Origin of the sequence: uncultured Formosa sp. (assembly GCF_947500765.1) — a bacterium.
Taxonomy (GTDB): Bacteria; Bacteroidota; Bacteroidia; order Flavobacteriales; family Flavobacteriaceae; genus Formosa.
On the sequence record NZ_CANMTH010000001.1, the window covers coordinates 556,225 to 574,020 of the forward strand.

The 17,796-nt window shown below is 34.4% G+C and carries 14 protein-coding genes and 1 riboswitch; all 14 genes read left to right on the forward strand.

From position 1 onward, the window contains the following. The first annotated feature begins 33 nt into the window (after window positions 1-33). Window positions 34-3,435 (forward strand): bifunctional aspartate kinase/homoserine dehydrogenase I, encoded by a 3,402-nt coding sequence (thrA, locus tag Q1B05_RS02385; protein ID WP_299777146.1) that lies wholly within the window; start codon window positions 34-36, stop codon window positions 3,433-3,435. 4 nt (window positions 3,436-3,439) lie between these two features. Then, window positions 3,440-4,606: an aminotransferase class I/II-fold pyridoxal phosphate-dependent enzyme gene (locus Q1B05_RS02390; RefSeq protein ID WP_299777148.1), complete on the forward strand. Its 1,167-nt coding sequence runs from the start codon at window positions 3,440-3,442 to the stop codon at window positions 4,604-4,606. 26 nt (window positions 4,607-4,632) lie between these two features. Then, window positions 4,633-5,040 (forward strand): Rrf2 family transcriptional regulator, encoded by a 408-nt coding sequence (locus Q1B05_RS02395; protein ID WP_299777151.1) that lies wholly within the window; start codon window positions 4,633-4,635, stop codon window positions 5,038-5,040. A 108-nt stretch (window positions 5,041-5,148) separates the two neighbouring features. Then, a complete protein-coding gene (locus Q1B05_RS02400; protein WP_299777153.1) occupies window positions 5,149-5,775 on the forward strand; it encodes a phosphoadenosine phosphosulfate reductase family protein in 627 nt (208 codons plus the stop codon). 13 nt (window positions 5,776-5,788) lie between these two features. Then, entirely contained in the window at window positions 5,789-7,897 is a 2,109-nt protein-coding gene (locus Q1B05_RS02405) for a HEPN domain-containing protein (protein ID WP_299777155.1), read from the forward strand. Beyond that, window positions 7,884-8,663: a uroporphyrinogen-III C-methyltransferase gene (gene cobA / locus Q1B05_RS02410; RefSeq protein ID WP_299777157.1), complete on the forward strand. Its 780-nt coding sequence runs from the start codon at window positions 7,884-7,886 to the stop codon at window positions 8,661-8,663. Before Q1B05_RS02405 ends, cobA begins: the two co-directional genes overlap by 14 nt. 37 nt (window positions 8,664-8,700) lie before the next feature. Beyond that, window positions 8,701-9,753 carry an NAD(P)/FAD-dependent oxidoreductase gene (locus Q1B05_RS02415; RefSeq protein WP_299777159.1) on the forward strand — a complete coding sequence of 351 codons (1,053 nt, stop codon included), beginning with the start codon at window positions 8,701-8,703 and terminating at the stop codon, window positions 9,751-9,753. Window positions 9,754-9,845: 92 nt separating this feature from the next. Further along, window positions 9,846-10,613 carry a serine O-acetyltransferase EpsC gene (gene epsC / locus Q1B05_RS02420; protein WP_299777161.1) on the forward strand — a complete coding sequence of 256 codons (768 nt, stop codon included), beginning with the start codon at window positions 9,846-9,848 and terminating at the stop codon, window positions 10,611-10,613. Continuing rightward, window positions 10,609-11,499 carry a cysteine synthase CysM gene (gene cysM / locus Q1B05_RS02425; protein WP_299777473.1) on the forward strand — a complete coding sequence of 297 codons (891 nt, stop codon included), beginning with the start codon at window positions 10,609-10,611 and terminating at the stop codon, window positions 11,497-11,499. The genes epsC and cysM overlap by 5 nt, the downstream gene beginning before the upstream one ends. Window positions 11,500-11,576: 77 nt before the next feature. Beyond that, window positions 11,577-11,693, forward strand: a riboswitch (SAM riboswitch). Between the two features lie 51 nt (window positions 11,694-11,744). Beyond that, a complete protein-coding gene (locus Q1B05_RS02430) occupies window positions 11,745-12,746 on the forward strand; it encodes a homocysteine S-methyltransferase family protein (protein WP_299777163.1) in 1,002 nt (333 codons plus the stop codon). Between the two features lie 26 nt (window positions 12,747-12,772). Further along, window positions 12,773-15,454, forward strand: coding sequence for a methionine synthase (gene metH, locus Q1B05_RS02435; RefSeq protein WP_299777166.1), 2,682 nt, complete (start codon window positions 12,773-12,775; stop codon window positions 15,452-15,454). Between the two features lie 13 nt (window positions 15,455-15,467). Next, window positions 15,468-15,710 (forward strand): hypothetical protein, encoded by a 243-nt coding sequence (locus Q1B05_RS02440; protein ID WP_299777168.1) that lies wholly within the window; start codon window positions 15,468-15,470, stop codon window positions 15,708-15,710. After that, the gene (gene metF / locus Q1B05_RS02445) at window positions 15,710-16,666 is read left to right on the forward strand and encodes a methylenetetrahydrofolate reductase [NAD(P)H] (protein ID WP_299777170.1); all 957 of its coding nucleotides are present in this window, start codon (window positions 15,710-15,712) and stop codon (window positions 16,664-16,666) included. The genes Q1B05_RS02440 and metF overlap by 1 nt, the downstream gene beginning before the upstream one ends. 33 nt (window positions 16,667-16,699) lie before the next feature. Further along, the gene (locus Q1B05_RS02450; protein WP_299777172.1) at window positions 16,700-17,794 is read left to right on the forward strand and encodes an acyloxyacyl hydrolase; all 1,095 of its coding nucleotides are present in this window, start codon (window positions 16,700-16,702) and stop codon (window positions 17,792-17,794) included. The last annotated feature ends 2 nt before the right edge of the window (window positions 17,795-17,796 follow it).

A 17,796-nucleotide genomic window follows, 5' to 3' on the forward strand; every position in this document is an offset into this window, starting at 1 on the left:
CCCTTTTAATTCGTAGCTTTTATATATTGCAACATGAAAAATTTACAATTAATTCCTTTAGATTCTTACAAAACCATTAGTGGTGTAGAATTGCCTATTACATTGTCTTACGAGGTCTTTGGGCAACCGTTGCACGAAGCGCCAATTGTTTTGGTTAATCATGCCTTAACAGGTAACAGTAATGTTGCCGGAGAAGGTGGTTGGTGGAGTGATCTTATTGGTGATAATAAAATTATAGATACTAAGAAATTTACGGTAATATCTTTTAATATTCCTGGCAATGGATACGACGGATTTATAATCGAAAATTATAAAGATTTTGTTGCTCGCGATATCGCAAACCTTTTTTTAAAAGGGCTTAAAATATTAAAAATAGATTCTGTTTTCGCTATGATTGGTGGCTCTCTAGGAGGAGGAATAGCATGGGAAATGGCAGTGATGCATCCAGCTTTAGCCGAGAACTTAATTGTAGTTGCTACAGATTGGAAGTCTACAGATTGGCTTATTGCTAATTGTCAAATTCAAGAACAATTTTTAACCAATTCTAATAATCCGGTACATGATGCACGTATGCATGCAATGTTGTGTTACAGAACTCCAAAATCGTTTAAAGAGCGTTTTCATAGAAGTAAAAATGAAGATTTAGAGATCTTTAATGTCGAGAGTTGGTTGTTGCATCATGGAAACAAGTTACAAGAACGTTTTCAGCTTTCAGCATATCGCTTAATGAATCAATTATTACGAACTATTGATGTGACTAAAGGACGACCAGAAGATGTAAATATATTGGATGTTATTAAGTCTAATATCGCGATAGTTGGCGTAGATTCTGATTTGTTTTTTACGGCTGAAGAAAATCGTGAAACCCAAAAGAAATTAGCACTTACGCATCCAAATGTGACGTATAACGAAATTCATTCCGATCATGGTCATGATGCGTTTTTAATTGAATTTGAACAATTAGAAACTATTGTTGAAGGCATCTTTAAACCGGAGTTAAAAAATAAACGTTTAAAAGTCTTGAAGTTTGGAGGGAGATCTCTCGCTAATGGAGAAGGTCTAGAAACGGTACTTAATATTATAGAGAATAAAGTTAAGAATGACGAAAAGATAGCTGTTGTGCTTTCGGCTAGAGGTTCTTCAACAGACCAGTTAGAAATCATTTTAGACAAAGCGAAAAACGACGAATCTTACAAAAAAGATTTAGAAGCGTTTAAAGCATATCAAATAGAACCTTATCCGGGAATTGATTTTTCAGAAGAATTTTCAGTGCTAGACAAAGTCTTCGGAGGTGTAAAACTCTTAGGAGATTATAGTAAGAAAATTAAAGATGAAGTGTTAGCACAAGGCGAATTATTGTCGGTTAAATTGGTAGCCGAATTACTTAAGGCTCGTGGTGTAAAAGCACATGCAACAGATTCAAGGTTACTTATAAAAACTGATGATACTTATGGTAATGCACAACCAAATACTAAGGTGTCTAAAGAAAATGTATTAAAACATTTCAAAAAATATAATGGAGATACGGTAAATATAGTTACTGGTTTTATCGCTTCTAATCAAGATAATAAAACGACGACTTTAGGTCGAAACGGGAGTAATTATTCAGCAGCACTTTTAGCGAATTTCTTAGATGCTGAGGAATTGCAAAATTACACCCACGTAAACGGCATTTATACAGCGAATCCGGATTTAGTGCCAGATGCTAAAAAGATTGAAGAATTATCGTTCGCAGAAGCTAACGAATTAGCCAATTTTGGAGCCACAGTGTTACATGCCAAAACGATTATTCCGTTATTAGAAAAGAACATTTCACTTCGTATTCTAAATACATTTAATAGTGGTGATCAAGGAACATTAATTACAGCAAAAACAGCTTCTAAGGGGATTCGTTCATTATCTGTTTTAGATAATGTGGCATTAATTAATTTAGAAGGTCGCGGATTGTTAGGGAAAGTTGGAGTAGATGCGCGTGTATTTAAAACCTTAAGTGCAAACGATATTAGTGTGAGTATCATCTCGCAAGGATCTTCTGAACGTGGTTTAGGATTGGTTGTCGATGCTAATAAAGCGTCGCAAGCGGTGATTGCTTTAGAACGTGAATTCGAAACCGATTTCTATATGCAAGATGTAAATAGAATTGGAATTATAGACGATGTTGCTGTAATTTCAATTGTAGGTCAGGATTTAAGCACATTCCATAAACCGTTTAACGCATTAATAAAAAATCAGATTGTTCCGTTACTTTTCAATAATACAATAACAGGTGAAAATGTAAGTTTGGTGGTTAGAAAAACTCAACTTCATAAAGCCTTAAATGTCATTCATGGAGAGATTTTCGGAATTTCTAAAAAAATAAACTTGGCCATTTTTGGTCATGGATTAGTTGGCGGAACTTTAATTGATCAGATTATTGCTTCAGCTAGCGATATTGAAAAACGTAAAGGCATTAAGTTGAATATTTTTGCAATTGCGAATTCAAGACAAGCACTGTTCAACAAAAAAGGAATCGATTCTAATTGGAGAGATACACTTCAAGAAAAAGGAAAGGATTATACGTTCGAGAGTTTAGTAGAGTATACTAAAAAACATCATTTAGAAAATTTAATTGCTATAGATAACACGGCAAGTGCAGCGTTTGTCTCAAATTATATTCCGTTGGTAGAACAGGGGTTTGACCTTGTTTCATCCAACAAAATAGCGAATACCATAGATTTTAAATTCTACAGTGAATTACGTCAAGTACTTGCTAAGAATCAGAAAAACTATCTTTACGAAACGAATGTTGGTGCAGGTTTACCGTTGATTGATACGATTAAACTCTTGCATTTATCTGGAGAAAACATCACTAAAATTAGAGGTGTGTTTTCAGGCTCGTTAAGTTATTTGTTCAATAATTATTCACTTAAAAACGAACCGTTTTCTAAAGTGTTACAAGAGGCGGTAGATAAAGGATTTACAGAGCCTGATCCAAGAGAAGACCTATGTGGGAACGATGTTGCTAGAAAATTATTAATTTTGGCAAGAGAGCTCGATTTACATAATGAAATTTCGGATGTAGATATTCAGAATTTAATTCCTGAAGATTTAAGAGCTGTAGATGCAGCAACATTTTTAAAGTCGTTTACAGAAATGGACGATTTATATCAAAGCATGAAAGATGAACAAAAACCTGGTCATGTTTTACGATATATAGGTGATTTACATGGTGATTTAGCCGATGAAAAAGGCGCTAAGTTAGAAGTGAAATTAGTATCGGTACCAGAAAGTTCACCTTTAGGATCTTTAAAAGGATCTGATTCAATTTTCGAAATTTACACAGAATCTTACGGCGATCAGCCAGTAGTGATTCAAGGGGCTGGAGCTGGAGCAGCAGTTACCGCTCGTGGTGTATTTGGAGACATTTTAAGATTAACAGAAAAAAACACGTATTAGTATTATGAAAGATAATCATTTCGAAACAGAAGCTATTAGAACACAAACAGAACGTTCTCAGTTTTTAGAACATTCAACACCTTTATATTTAAGTTCAAGTTTTGTTTTTGAAGATGCCGAAGATATGCGTGCATCGTTTACAGAAGAAAAAGAACGTAATATTTACAGTCGTTTTACAAATCCGAATACATCCGAATTTATTGATAAAGTATGTAAAATGGAAGGTGCCGAAAGCGGTTATGCTTTTGCAACAGGTATGTCTGCTGTGTTTTCAACGTTTGCAGGGCTTTTAAGTAGTGGCGATCATATCGTGTCTGCAAGTTCTGTTTTTGGCTCAACACATGCGTTGTTTACTAAATTTCTTCCGAAGTGGAATATTGAAACATCTTACTTTAATATTAATGATGTTGATGCTATTGAAAGCTTAATTCAGCCAAACACAAAAATTTTATATGCAGAGAGTCCAACGAATCCTGCTGTAGATATTATAGATTTAGAAATATTAGGAAAGATTGCTAAAAAGCATAACATCTTATTAGTAATTGATAATTGTTTTGCTACACCATATTTACAAAACCCAATTAAATTTGGAGCAGATATTGTAATTCATTCAGCAACAAAATTAATGGATGGTCAAGGTCGTGTTCTTGGAGGCGTTGCAGTTGGTCGTGCCGATTTAATTCGAGAAATTTATTTGTTCTCTAGAAATACAGGTCCGGCATTATCGCCATTTAATGCCTGGGTATTATCCAAAAGTTTAGAAACTCTTGCTGTTCGTGTAGATAAACATTGTGAAAATGCGCTAAAAGTAGCAGCGTTTTTAGAAGGTCATGAAAATGTCTCTTTAGTAAAATACCCGTTTTTAAAATCGCATCCACAATATGAGATTGCTAAAAAGCAGATGAAACTTGGAGGAAATATTATTGCGTTCGAAGTTAAAGGCGGTGTTGAAGGCGGTCGTGCGTTCTTAAATAAAATAAAATTATTATCGTTATCTGCAAACCTTGGGGATACACGTACTATTGTAACGCATCCAGCGTCTACAACACATAGTAAATTGAGTAAAGAAGATAGAATGGAAACAGGAATAACAGACGGATTGGTGCGTATTTCTGTAGGTTTGGAGCATACAGACGATATTATTAGCGATTTGAATCAGGCTTTAAATTAAATTCTAAAAAGCAGTATATTTGCGTTATGCTTTCAAAGAAAACCAAATACGGCTTAAAAGCGCTATTGTTCTTAGCGCGACAAGAAAATAACAATCCTGTACAGATTAGTGTTATATCTAAGAGTGAAAATATATCCCAAAAATTTTTAGAAAGTATATTACTAACACTCCGTAAAATAGGAGTGTTAGGTTCTAAAAAAGGTAAAAATGGTGGATATTATTTATTAAAAGATCCTCAAGATATTAAAATGTCTTTAGTTATGAGGACACTAGAAGGACCAATAGCTATGGTACCTTGCGTTAGTTTAAATTTTTACGAAAAATGCGACGATTGTCCAGACGAATCGCTTTGCGGTGTACATACGTTAATGGCCGAAGTTCGCGATAAAACACTTGATATCTTCAATCACAAGTCGTTAGCAGATTTAGTTTAACTATATTTTTTGATTTAAAGTTTGCATATATTAATTACATCATATACATTTGCTTAATAATCTACTATTCCGATAGGAGAATGGTGGTGAATAGAAAAAGAAGAGATTATGTTGGATAGTACGATAGATATTTCATATTGGAATAAACAATTAAGAGATAAAACGCCACAAGAAATTATTACTTGGGCTTTGGCTTTAACAGATAAAAGAATAGTTACAACAAGTTTTGGGGTGTATTCTGCAGTGCTTTTAAGTACTATTTCTGATCAAGATAATGATATTAAAGTGATATGGTGCGATACCTTATTTAATACACCAGAAACTTATGATCACGCTAATAATTTAATAAATAGGTTCAGCTTAAATGTTGAAAAATATAAGCCTTTGTTGAGTAAATCGGTAATAGACGCAACAATAGGTATCCCGGAAGTAACCAGTCCAAAACATGCCGAATTCACAGAAGTTGTAAAGCTAGAGCCTTTTAGAAGAGCTCTAGCTGAGCAATCTCCAGAACTTTGGTTTACTAACATTCGTGTTAGACAAACAGAATACAGAAAATCTAAAGATATTTTAAGTTGGAGCAAGGATGATGTCTTAAAAGTTAGTCCTTTTTACTATTGGTCAGATGAAGATTTAGATGCGTATATCGCGGAAGAAAATCTTCCAAAAAACAAATTCTATTTTGACCCGACCAAAGCCTTACAAAATCGAGAGTGTGGAATACACTTTCAATAAATGAAACAAAATCATGCAAAGTTTTAGATCAGAAATAGAAAACCCTATAGTAGAAAAGGATATCATCGAATTAGAAAAGAAAATTCGATTATTCAAAGAAGGTCACCTCGCAGACGAAAGTTTTAGAAGCTTACGTTTAGCACGTGGTATTTACGGTCAGCGTCAAGAAGGCGTACAAATGATTCGTATAAAACTGCCTTACGGAAAAGTAACATCAAATCAATTATTAAGAATTTCTGATGTTTCCGATCGTTTTTCTACAGGACGATTACATATTACAACACGTCAGGATGTTCAAATTCACTACGTAAGTATTGATGATACGCCAGAATTATGGTCGCAATTAGAGCAAGACGATATTACGTTACGTGAAGCTTGTGGTAATACAGTAAGAAATGTAACAGCTAGTGAAACTGCGGGGATCGATGTTAATGAACCTTTTGATGTAACCCCTTATGCACATGCTGTGTTTCAATTTTGTTTACGTAATCCAATTTGTCAAGAAATGGGACGTAAATTTAAAATGTCTTTTTCTTCTTCTGATGCTGATACGGCGTTAAGTTACATTCACGATTTAGGATTTATTCCAAAGATTAAAGATGGTGAACGTGGATTTAAAGTTATGCTAGGAGGAGGTTTAGGATCTCAGCCAAGAAGTGCAGATTTAATTTACGAATTCTTACCGACATACAAAGTCATTCCTTTAATAGAAAGTGTATTGCGTATTTTCGATCGTCATGGTGAACGTGCTAGGCGTATGAAAGCACGTATGAAATTCTTAATAAAAGAATACGGGGTAGAAAAATTCATAGAATTAGTTGAAGCTGAACAAAAAGCGTTATCTAATCAAGAAGTGCATATTGAAGCTAATAATGAGACTATAAACATTGCAGATGTTGCTGTGCCGCAAGTGCAGATTGAAGATGAAAACGCATACAATAGCTGGAGAGCCTTAAATGTGATTTCTCAGAAACAAGACGGATTATATGCGATTGGAATAAAGATTAAGTTAGGCGATTTTTATACAGATAAAGCTAGAAAATTAGCTGCTTTAATAAAAGATTATGCAGCCGATGAATTACGTTTTTCTTTAAGACAAAATATTTTAATTCGTCATGTAAAAGAGGAATTGTTGCCATTTTTCTATCAAGAATTAAAAGCTCTAGATTTTGTTGAAACGGGTTACAATGCCACAACAGATATTACGGCTTGTCCAGGAACAGATACTTGTAACTTAGGTATTGCAAGTAGTACAGGAATGGCAGATGAGTTAGAGAAAGTACTATATTCAGAATATCCGCAATATATTAACAACCAAGATATCGCTATTAAAATTAGTGGATGTATGAATGCTTGTGGGCAACACAACATGGCACACATTGGTTTTCAGGGGATGTCTATTCGTACCAAAGAAAAATTAGTTGCTCCTGCAGTACAAGTTTTATTAGGTGGAGGTGTTTTAGGTAATGGGGAAGGACGCTTCTCAGATAAAGTAATCAAATTACCATCTAAAAGAGGACCGCAAGCTTTACGTTTAATTTTAGACGATTTTGAAGCTCATGGAAATCCGGGAGAAACATTTTTAGAGTACTACGATCGTCGTGACGGACAAAAATATTTCTACAATTTCTTGGTAACCTTATCGGATACTGAAAATTTAGTGCCAAGCGATTTTATAGACTGGGGAACAAGTGAAGAATATAAGCAAGAAGTTGGTGTTGGGGAATGTGCTGGAGTTGTTATCGATTTAGTGGCAACTTTATTATTTGAAGCTAAAGAAAAATTAGATAGAGCAGAAGACATTTTCGAAACGACAGATAAATGGGCAGATGCTATTTACTTGGCATATACAGCAAATGTAAATGCCGCTAAAGCATTATTATTGTCTGAAGATGTAAAAACTAATTCTCAGGCAAACATTATTAATTTGTTTGACCAAACATTTATCGAGACTAATAAAATTACATTAGAAACTAATACTAGTTTTTCAGATTTCGTTTATCAGATTAATAAAAACGAACCTACAAAAGCATTTGCAACCACATATGTTAACCAAACCAAAGCTTTCTTTAACACCATAGACGTTTTTAGATCACGCGAATTAGTCAATGCAAAAAACTAACAACATACCAAAATTAACGGTAGTAGGTGCGGGGCCTGGAGATCCAGATTTAATATCTCTTAAAGCAATTAAAGCGATAGAATCTGCACAGGTTATCTTGTATGATGCACTTATAAATGTAGACTTACTTAAATATGCTTCGTCTACTACAGAAGTTGTTTTTGTTGGGAAACGAAAAGGATGTTATGCATATCAACAAGAACAAATTAATGAGCTTATTGTGCAACGTGCAAAAAGCTTTGGTCATGTGGTTCGTCTTAAAGGTGGAGACCCTTTTGTTTTTGGTAGAGGAGCAGAAGAAATTGATTATGCAAAATCAAAAAACCTTAAAGTAGATGTAATTCCTGGTATGTCATCTGCTTTAGCAGTACCAACAAGTCAAGGTATTCCGTTAACCAAACGGGGGGTGTCCGAGAGTTTTTGGGTAATTACAGGAACAACCAAAAATCATGAAATCTCTAGCGATATTGCTTTAGCTGCGAAATCGTCTGCAACTATTGTAATCTTAATGGGGATGAGTAAATTATCGGAAATCGTTCAATTGTTTTCAAACGAAAATAAGCAAGATCTTCCAATAGCAATTATACAAAACGGAACTTATGCCAACGAGAAAATAGGGATAGGAACTATACGTTCTATTCAAAATGTTGTTTTAGAACACAGATTGAGTTCGCCTGCAATTATTGTTATAGGTGAAGTGGTAAGAGAACATACCAAATTAGACAGAATTAAAATAGAATTAAACGAGTTAAAATCGGCGTTTTAGAAAAATAATAAATCGCATTTCAGTAAAATTATTTAGAATGATACAAACAGATATACTAATAATAGGAGCAGGACCAACAGGATTATTCACTGTATTTGAAGCAGGATTATTAAAATTAAAATGTCATTTAATTGATGCTTTACCACAAGCTGGTGGGCAATGTTCAGAACTTTATCCTAAAAAACCGATATACGATATTCCTGGATTTCCTGAAGTTTTAGCTGGAGATTTAACGAAAAACTTATTAGAGCAAGGACGACAGTTTGAACCTGGATTTACTTTGGGTGAACGTGCTGAAACAATAGAAAAGCAAGAAGACGGATCGTTTATTGTTACCACTAATAAGGGAACAAAACACCAAGCACCGGTAGTTGCTATTGCTGGAGGTTTAGGGTCTTTTGAGCCTAGAAAACCATTGATTGAAAATATTACTAAATACGAAGATCACGGTGTAGATTATTTTATTAAAGATCCAGAAAAATATAGAAATAAACGTGTTGTGATTTCAGGAGGAGGAGACTCTGCTCTAGATTGGAGTATCTTTTTGGCAGAAGTCGCTTCAGAAGTCACACTTATTCATAGACGTAACGAATTCCGTGGGGCTTTAGATTCTGTAGAGAAAGTTCAAGAATTAAAACTTTTAGGAAAAATCAATTTAGTAACACCTTCAGAAGTTGTAGGCGTTTCTGGAGAAAATCATATTGAAGGTGTAACGGTTAAAAAAGGAGAAGAAGAGTTTCAAATAGATACAGATTTCTTTATTCCATTATTTGGTTTATCTCCAAAATTAGGACCAATCGGAAATTGGGGATTAGAAATCGAAAAGAATGCTATTAAAGTAGATAATGCATTAGATTATCAAACAAACATTCCTGGAATTTATGCTATTGGAGATGTGAATACATATCCAGGGAAATTAAAGTTAATTCTTTGTGGTTTTCACGAAGCAACTTTAATGTGTCAGTCTGCTTATAAAATTATTAATCCGGGTAAAAAATATGTGTTAAAATACACAACCGTAAGTGGTATTGATGGTTTTGACGGTACACGTAAAGAAGCACCAAAAGCTGTTGTGAAAGCCATTGTATAAATATCTTATTTTTTAATTAGTCGTTTTGTGAAATAGACTGTAAATTAGTTGAAATTTTCCCGACTATTATTAAAAATAATAAGACGTTTCTTATGATTGAAGATACAAAATTACAAGATAAACTAGTTTCAAAAACATATAATGTCAGACTAAAAGAATCGATTGCAACATTTACTAAAAATTTATTTTATGTAATGTTTGACGATGAGCCTGCTTCAGAATTACAAGAATTAGAAAATCTGTTCATGTACATGAGTGGAAAATTAAAGATAGAAGATGCTTTTAAAATTTGGGAAACGTTTAAGTTTAATTTGCCAAGCATTAGACGTCGTATAGATTTGGATGCTATAGCGATAGAGCAACACGATCCTGCTGCTAAAAGTTTAGAAGAAGTGTATTTAGCTTATCCGGGTTTTTATGCGATTGCTATTTATCGTTTAAGTCATGAATTAAATATTCTAAATGTACCTATCATTCCAAGAATGATGAGTGAATATGCACATGGTATTACCGGTACAGATATTCATCCAGGAGCACATATTGGCGATTCTTTTTTTATAGATCACGCCACAGGAATTGTAATTGGAGAAACATCAATAATTAAAAATAACGTAAAAATCTATCAAGGGGTAACCTTGGGAGGTGTTCAGGTTAAAAAAAGTTTGTCGGCTACAAAACGTCATCCAACCATTGAAGACAATGTTATTATCTATGCTAATGCAACTATTTTAGGAGGCGATGTCGTAATAGGTGCAGATAGTATTATTGGTGCCAATGTTTGTGTAACGGTATCAGTGCCGCAAGGATCTATTTTAACATATCAAAAAGAGTTTAATATTAGACCTCGAAAAAATGATTAAAACTGAAAGTATTTTAGACCAAATAGGTAATACTCCTTTAGTTGAGGTTACGCATTTACACAAAAACCCTAAAGTTAAACTGTTAGTTAAGCTAGAAGGAAATAACCCTGGCGGAAGTGTGAAAGATAGAGCTGCTTTTAATATGATAAGTGAGGCGCTAAAACGTGGAGATATTAAAAAAGGAGATACTTTAGTTGAAGCAACAAGTGGTAATACAGGAATTGCTTTAGCTTTTATAGCCCCTTTATTGGGGGTAAATATGGTGCTTGTAATGCCGGAAAATTCAACAGAAGAACGTATTAAAACCATGCGTGCTTATGGTGCAGAATTAATTTTAACTTCGAAAGAAGTTGGTATTGAAGGTGCTCGTGATTATGCTATAAAATTACGCGATGAGAAGGGATACTTTATGTTAAATCAATTTTCGAACCCAGATAATTGGAAAGCACATTATAAAACCACAGGTCCAGAAATTTGGGAGGCTACAGAAGGTGAAATAACACATTTTGTATCTGCTATGGGAACAACAGGAACCATAATGGGCGTGTCTACTTTTCTTAAAGAAAAAAATAAAAATATTACAATTGTCGGTGCTCAACCTGCCGATAATGCAAAAATACCAGGTATTCGTAAATGGCCAGAAGCATATCTTCCAGCAATTTTCGATAAAACCAAAGTTGATCAAGTGGTTGAAGTTACAGAGCAAGAAGCTAAAACAATAACACAACGCTTGGCTAAAGAAGAAGGTGTCTTTGCAGGAATGAGTAGTGGAGGTTCAGTAGCAAGTGCCTTAAAAATTATAGAAAATTTAGATTCGGGTATTGTCGTGGCTATAATTTGCGATCGCGGAGATCGTTATTTATCCTCCCCATTATTCGAGAATTAGCATAATAATTGCTACATATATGCGGTAAATAAAAATTTATTACTTTACTTTGTAGCTTAGTTCATAATCATATTGATTTGTTATCACGAAAGGCAGAGGGAATAGACCCGGTGAAGCCTTAGCAACCCTTTACCACACTTAAAGAAGGTGCTACATTCTACTCGATGAACCATTTTCAAAGGGGCAGATAACCCAAGAAAAATCTCTTTCTTTCCTGATGACATATTGATATAAAAAGATCAAACATGTCAAATATTTATCAAGCCATACAACAACGTATTTTAGTCCTAGACGGCGCTATGGGTACCATGTTGCAACGTTATAATTTTTCTGAAGAAGATTTTAGAGGCGAACGCTTTAAAGATTATCCGTCTCCTTTAAAAGGGAATAACGACTTGTTGTCGTTAACCCAACCACAAGCTATTGCAGATGTTCATCGTAAATATTTTGAAGCTGGAGCAGATATAGTTGAAACCAACACGTTTTCTGGAACAACAATCGCTATGGCCGATTACGACATGGAAGACTTAGTGTACGAACTTAATTTCGAATCGGCTAGAATTGCAAAACAAGTGGCTGAGGAAATGACTAAAGAAAATCCTGATAAACCAAGATTCGTTGCAGGTAGTATAGGTCCAACAAACCGTACGGCGAGCTTGTCTCCAGATGTTAATCGTCCGGAATATCGCGCAGTTACTTTTGAAGAGTTAAGACAAGCATATAAACAACAAACAGAAGCTTTGCTTGATGGAGGTGTAGACATGCTCTTAGTTGAAACAATTTTCGACACACTTAATGCAAAAGCGGCTTTATTCGCAATCGATCAAGTTCAGGAAGAACGTGGTATTAAGATTCCTATTATGGTTTCTGGAACCATTACAGATGCATCGGGACGAACATTATCAGGTCAAACAGTCGAAGCCTTTTTATTGTCAATCTCTCATATTCCTTTATTAAGTGTCGGATTTAATTGTGCTTTAGGTGCAGATCAATTACAACCTTACTTAAGCCGTTTATCTAACGAAACAGAGTTTTTTACATCGGCACACCCTAATGCAGGATTACCAAATGCTTTTGGAGAATATGACCAAACTGCAGAACAAATGCAAGAGTTAATAGAAGGGTATTTAAAAGCAAATATTATCAATATTATTGGTGGTTGTTGTGGTACAACGCCAGAACATATAAAATTAATTGCAGAGGTTGCTGCAAAGTATAAACCAAGACAAGTAGTTGTTAGGGCTTAGTTGGAAATTGAAAAGAAAGAAACAGCATGTCAAAAAATAACAAACCTAAGTATTTAAGTTTATCAGGGTTAGAACCGTTAATTGTAACTCCAGAAAGTAATTTTATAAATGTAGGGGAACGAACCAATGTTACAGGTTCTAGAAAATTCTTACGGTTAATAAAAGAAGAAAAATTCGATGAAGCGTTAGATGTTGCCAGAGATCAAGTCGAAGGTGGCGCGCAAATTATCGATGTGAATATGGATGAAGGCATGCTAGATGGTGCAGAAGCCATGGTAAAATTCCTAAATCTAATTGCCTCAGAACCGGATATTGCCCGAGTGCCAATCATGATAGATAGCTCTAAATGGGATATTATAGAAGCTGGTCTTCAGGTGGTTCAAGGTAAATCAGTAGTAAATTCTATCAGTTTAAAAGAAGGAGAAGAAGCTTTTATACACCATGCTAAATTAGTAAAACGTTATGGTGCAGCTATGGTTGTTATGGCGTTCGATGAAGATGGTCAGGCCGATACGTATCAGCGTAGAATAGATATTTGTAAGCGCTCTTACGATATTTTGGTCGATAAAGTAGGTTTCCCTCCTCAAGATATTATTTTCGATCCTAATATTTTTCCTGTTGCAACAGGGATGGAAGAACACCGTTTAAATGCATTAGATTTCTTTAATGCCACAAAATGGATTCGAGAAAATTTACCTTATGTCAATGTTTCTGGAGGTGTTAGTAATGTGTCGTTTTCTTTTCGAGGAAATAATGTTGTCCGTGAAGCTATAAATTCAGCATTTTTATATCATGCTATTAAACATGGTTTGAATATTGGTATTGTAAATCCAACCATGTTGGAGGTTTATGACGAGATTCCGAAAGATCTTTTAGAACATGTAGAAGACGTGTTGTTTAATCGTAAAGAGGATGCAACAGAACGTTTATTAGATTTTGCAGAAACCGTAAAAGGAGATAAGAAAGTTGATGAAGCGAAGGTCTTAGAATGGCGTAGTTATGAACTTCAGGAGAGAATTACTCATGCTTTGGTTAAAGGTGTAGATGCTTTTATTATTGAAGATGTTGAGCAGGCGCGACAAGAATCTAAACGACCAATAGAAGTTATTGAAGGGCATTTAATGATTGGAATGAATGTGGTCGGAGATTTATTTGGAAGCGGAAAAATGTTCTTACCTCAGGTCGTAAAATCGGCACGTGTCATGAAAAAAGCCGTAGCCTATCTTCAACCATTCATTGAAGCAGAGAAAGACGGAAAACAAGAGTTTGCAGGTAAAATTTTAATGGCAACAGTAAAAGGAGATGTACACGATATTGGTAAAAATATTGTGAGCGTGGTACTTGGATGTAACAATTACGAGATTGTTGATTTAGGTGTAATGGTACCGCCAGAAAAAATTATAGAAAGAGCAAAAGCTGAAAATGTAGATGTTATTGGTTTAAGTGGATTAATCACGCCGTCTTTAGATGAAATGGTATACTTGTCTAAAGAAATGGAACGACAAAAGTTTACGATTCCGTTACTAATTGGAGGAGCAACAACATCTAGAGCACACTCTGCAGTGAAAATTGCACCAAATTACACACATGCTGTTGTACATGTAAATGATGCTTCAAGAGCTGTTACCGTAGTAGGTAATTTATTAAATGCCGATAATAAAGTATATAAAGAACAGATTCGTGAGGAATACGAAAAATTCCGGGAGCAATTCTTAAAGCGTGGTAAAAAGAAAAACTTCGTCACGATTGAAGATGCTAGAAAGCGTAAATTTAAAATCGATTGGAATACGTCTGAAATTGTAAAACCAAATCAATTAGGGGTTCAAGTGATTCAAGATTTTGACCTTAAAAAGTTAGAGAAATTTATAGACTGGAGTCCGTTTTTTAGAAGTTGGGATTTACATGGAAAATATCCAGATATTTTAACCGATGAGGTTGTAGGCGAACAAGCGAAAGAATTATTCGCCGATGCAAAAGAATTATTAAAACGTGTTTTTGATGAGAAATTATTGGGAGCAAAAGCTATTTTTGGATTATTTCCTGCAAACACTGTGAATGATGATGATATTGAAATTTATGATGAGAACGGGAAAACTAAAGTTACGTTTTTAACACTACGTCAGCAATTAGATAAGCGAGAAGGTGTTCCTAATTTTGCCTTAGCAGATTTTATTGCTCCAAAAGATACAGGAATAGAGGATTATATGGGGTGTTTCTGTGTAAGCACAGGTTTTGGTACAGCTGAATTAGCAAAACAATTTGAAGCCGATCATGACGATTATAATTCTATTATGATTAAAGCACTTGCCGATCGTTTAGCAGAAGCTTTTGCAGAATATCTTCATAAAGAAATAAGAATTAATCATTGGGGGTATGATTCTAATGAAACTCTTTCAAATGAAGATTTAATTAAAGAAACGTATAAAGGGGTTCGTCCAGCTCCAGGATATCCAGCTTGTCCAGATCATTTAGAAAAGAAAACCATTTGGAAACTTTTAAATGTGAAAGAAGAAATTGGTGTAGAGATTACAGACAGTTTAGCCATGTGGCCAGCTGCGAGTGTCAGTGGGTATTATTTTGCAAACAAAGAAGCTAAATATTTTGGTTTAGGAAAAATTACACAAGACCAATTGGTAGACTATGCGAAGCGTCGTGGAGTTAGTAACGAAGTAGCCGAAAAATGGTTAAGTCCGACATTGGCCGATTAAATTTATAATAGTTATGAGTAAGAAATTTATTGAATTACATTTGGGTAGCCATGTTATTATTCATGGTTTCGATGCTCAAAACAAAGAAATAAGCGAGCGTGTAGAGGCTAGCGAGTTTACAAAGAAATTAGTAGCCGTTTCACGAATAAAATCAGTTAGTGAAACATTTATTTTAACAGATTACTCCAATGGAAGACTTGTATATTGGGAATATCAAGACGACTATAAAACGATTAAAAAGGTATTGACTAAATAATGAAAGTTACAGATCATATAAAACAGGCCAACGGAAAAACATTATTTTCATTTGAAGTTATTCCGCCTCAAAAAGGTAAAAATATTCAAGATTTATATAATAATATAGATCCATTAATGGAGTTTAAGCCGCCATTTATAGATGTAACAACCTCTAGAGAAGAGTATGTTTACGTAGATAAAGGTAACGGACTTCTAGATAAACGCATTACCCGTATGCGTCCAGGTACTGTTGGTATTTGTGCTTCAATTATGCATAAATATAAGGTAGATGCTATTCCGCATTTACTTTGTGGTGGTTTTACAAAAGAAGAAACCGAGTATGTTTTAGTCGATTGTCACTATTTAGGTATCGAGAATGTTGTGGCGTTACGTGGAGATGCCCGTAAGGACGAATCGTATTTTAAAGCCACAGAAGGTGGAAATCATTTTGCTAGCGAATTGGTCGGACAAATTTCAAACTTAAATAAAGGTAAATATCTTCACGACGATATTCAAGTAGAGCATAATTACGATTTCTGTGTTGGTGTTGCAGGTTATCCAGAAAAACATATGGAAGCCCCTTCTCTAAATACAGACTTAAAACGTTTAAAGGCAAAGGTTGATGCTGGTGCAGATTATGTGGTGACACAAATGTTTTTCGATAATCAGAAATATTTCGATTTTGTAAAAAAAGCACGTGCAATAGGTATTACTGTACCTATTATTCCAGGTATTAAACCCTTGGCAGTAAAACGTCATTTACAAATTTTACCTCAGGTTTTTAAAATAGATTTACCCGAAGATTTAATTGATGCTGTTGAGGCTTGTAAGGATAATAAAGCGGTTAGAGAAGTCGGAATAGAGTTCGCTATTCAGCAGTCTAAAGAATTAAAAGCAGCTGGTGTCCCTTTTTTACACTATTATTCAATGGGGAAAAGTGATAATATAAAGGCTATTGCTTCAGCTATATTTTAAGAATTCTGTTACTTTTGCGGCTTATTTAAATTTATGAAGCAACTATTTCTTTTTCTATGTCTTGTGGTGTCATCTATAGTGTTTTCACAAGAAACATTACATTCATCATCATATATAGATGTAAATTATTTTCGAGGTAATATTGCGCTCCATAATAATTATATTTTACATCTAATAAAAGGGCATCCCGAAGGCACAATTATAAGCTGGAATAAGAAAACGTTTGGCGATCAAGAATGGCAAGAAGACTTTAATTATCCAGATTATGGTGTGTCTTTTTCGTATCAGAATTTAAAAAATGAAACTCTAGGAAATAACTATGCGCTATACGCACATTATAATTTTTATTTCTTAAAACGTAATTTAATGTTGCGTATTGGTCAAGGTTTGGCTTATAACACGAATCCATACGATAAATACGATAATTATAAAAATACGGCTTTTGGATCTACTATTTTAAGTAGTACGTATATCATGTTAAATTATAAACGCGAACGTATTTTTGACCGTTTTGGACTTCAAGCAGGATTATCGCTTATTCACTATTCTAACGCCAATGTAGTAGCGCCAAACGCAAGTATAAATACCGTTGCTTTTAATGTTGGTGTAACTTATAATTTAGATAAAGAAGATCCTGAATTTATACATTTAGGAGTTAGAGAAAAATTCACAGAACCTATAAAATACAATATTGTATTTCGTGGCGGTTTTAATGAAAGCGATATAATTGGCATGGGGCAATCTGCTTTTTATGTCCTTTCTGCCTATGCAGATAAACGTTTGTCTAGGAAAAGTGCCGTGCAGTTTGGTACAGATTTTTTCTTTTCAAAATTCTTAGATGATTTAATCGCGTACAATGCAGTTGCTTTTCCTGAAGAAAATATAGATCCAGATACAGATTACAAACGTGTTGGTTTATTTGCAGGACATGAGTTATTTATAAATAAACTGTCTGTAGAAACACAAGTGGGATATTATGTGTATTATCCTTACGATTTTGAAGGGAGAATGTATTTAAGAATAGGTTTAAAACGCTATTTTGGAGAAAAATGGTTTGGTGCAATTACTCTAAAATCGCACGGAGCAAAAGCAGAATGTGTTGAATTTGGAGTAGGAATACGATTGTAAAA

Excerpts from the sequence above, each read along its gene's own strand:
- Q1B05_RS02430 (WP_299777163.1), top strand. The coding sequence starts at position 11,745 with ATGTCAAATATTTATCAAGCCATACAACAACGTATTTTAGTCCTAGAC.
- Q1B05_RS02440 (WP_299777168.1), top strand. The coding sequence starts at position 15,468 with ATGAGTAAGAAATTTATTGAATTACATTTGGGTAGCCATGTTATTATT.
- Q1B05_RS02390 (WP_299777148.1), top strand. The coding sequence starts at position 3,440 with ATGAAAGATAATCATTTCGAAACAGAAGCTATTAGAACACAAACAGAA.
- Q1B05_RS02395 (WP_299777151.1), top strand. The coding sequence starts at position 4,633 with ATGCTTTCAAAGAAAACCAAATACGGCTTAAAAGCGCTATTGTTCTTA.
- thrA (WP_299777146.1), top strand. The coding sequence starts at position 34 with ATGAAAAATTTACAATTAATTCCTTTAGATTCTTACAAAACCATTAGT.
- cobA (WP_299777157.1), top strand. The coding sequence starts at position 7,884 with ATGCAAAAAACTAACAACATACCAAAATTAACGGTAGTAGGTGCGGGG.
- epsC (WP_299777161.1), top strand. The coding sequence starts at position 9,846 with ATGATTGAAGATACAAAATTACAAGATAAACTAGTTTCAAAAACATAT.
- Q1B05_RS02415 (WP_299777159.1), top strand. The coding sequence starts at position 8,701 with ATGATACAAACAGATATACTAATAATAGGAGCAGGACCAACAGGATTA.
- Q1B05_RS02450 (WP_299777172.1), top strand. The coding sequence starts at position 16,700 with ATGAAGCAACTATTTCTTTTTCTATGTCTTGTGGTGTCATCTATAGTG.
- metF (WP_299777170.1), top strand. The coding sequence starts at position 15,710 with ATGAAAGTTACAGATCATATAAAACAGGCCAACGGAAAAACATTATTT.
- Q1B05_RS02400 (WP_299777153.1), top strand. The coding sequence starts at position 5,149 with ATGTTGGATAGTACGATAGATATTTCATATTGGAATAAACAATTAAGA.
- Q1B05_RS02405 (WP_299777155.1), top strand. The coding sequence starts at position 5,789 with ATGCAAAGTTTTAGATCAGAAATAGAAAACCCTATAGTAGAAAAGGAT.
- metH (WP_299777166.1), top strand. The coding sequence starts at position 12,773 with ATGTCAAAAAATAACAAACCTAAGTATTTAAGTTTATCAGGGTTAGAA.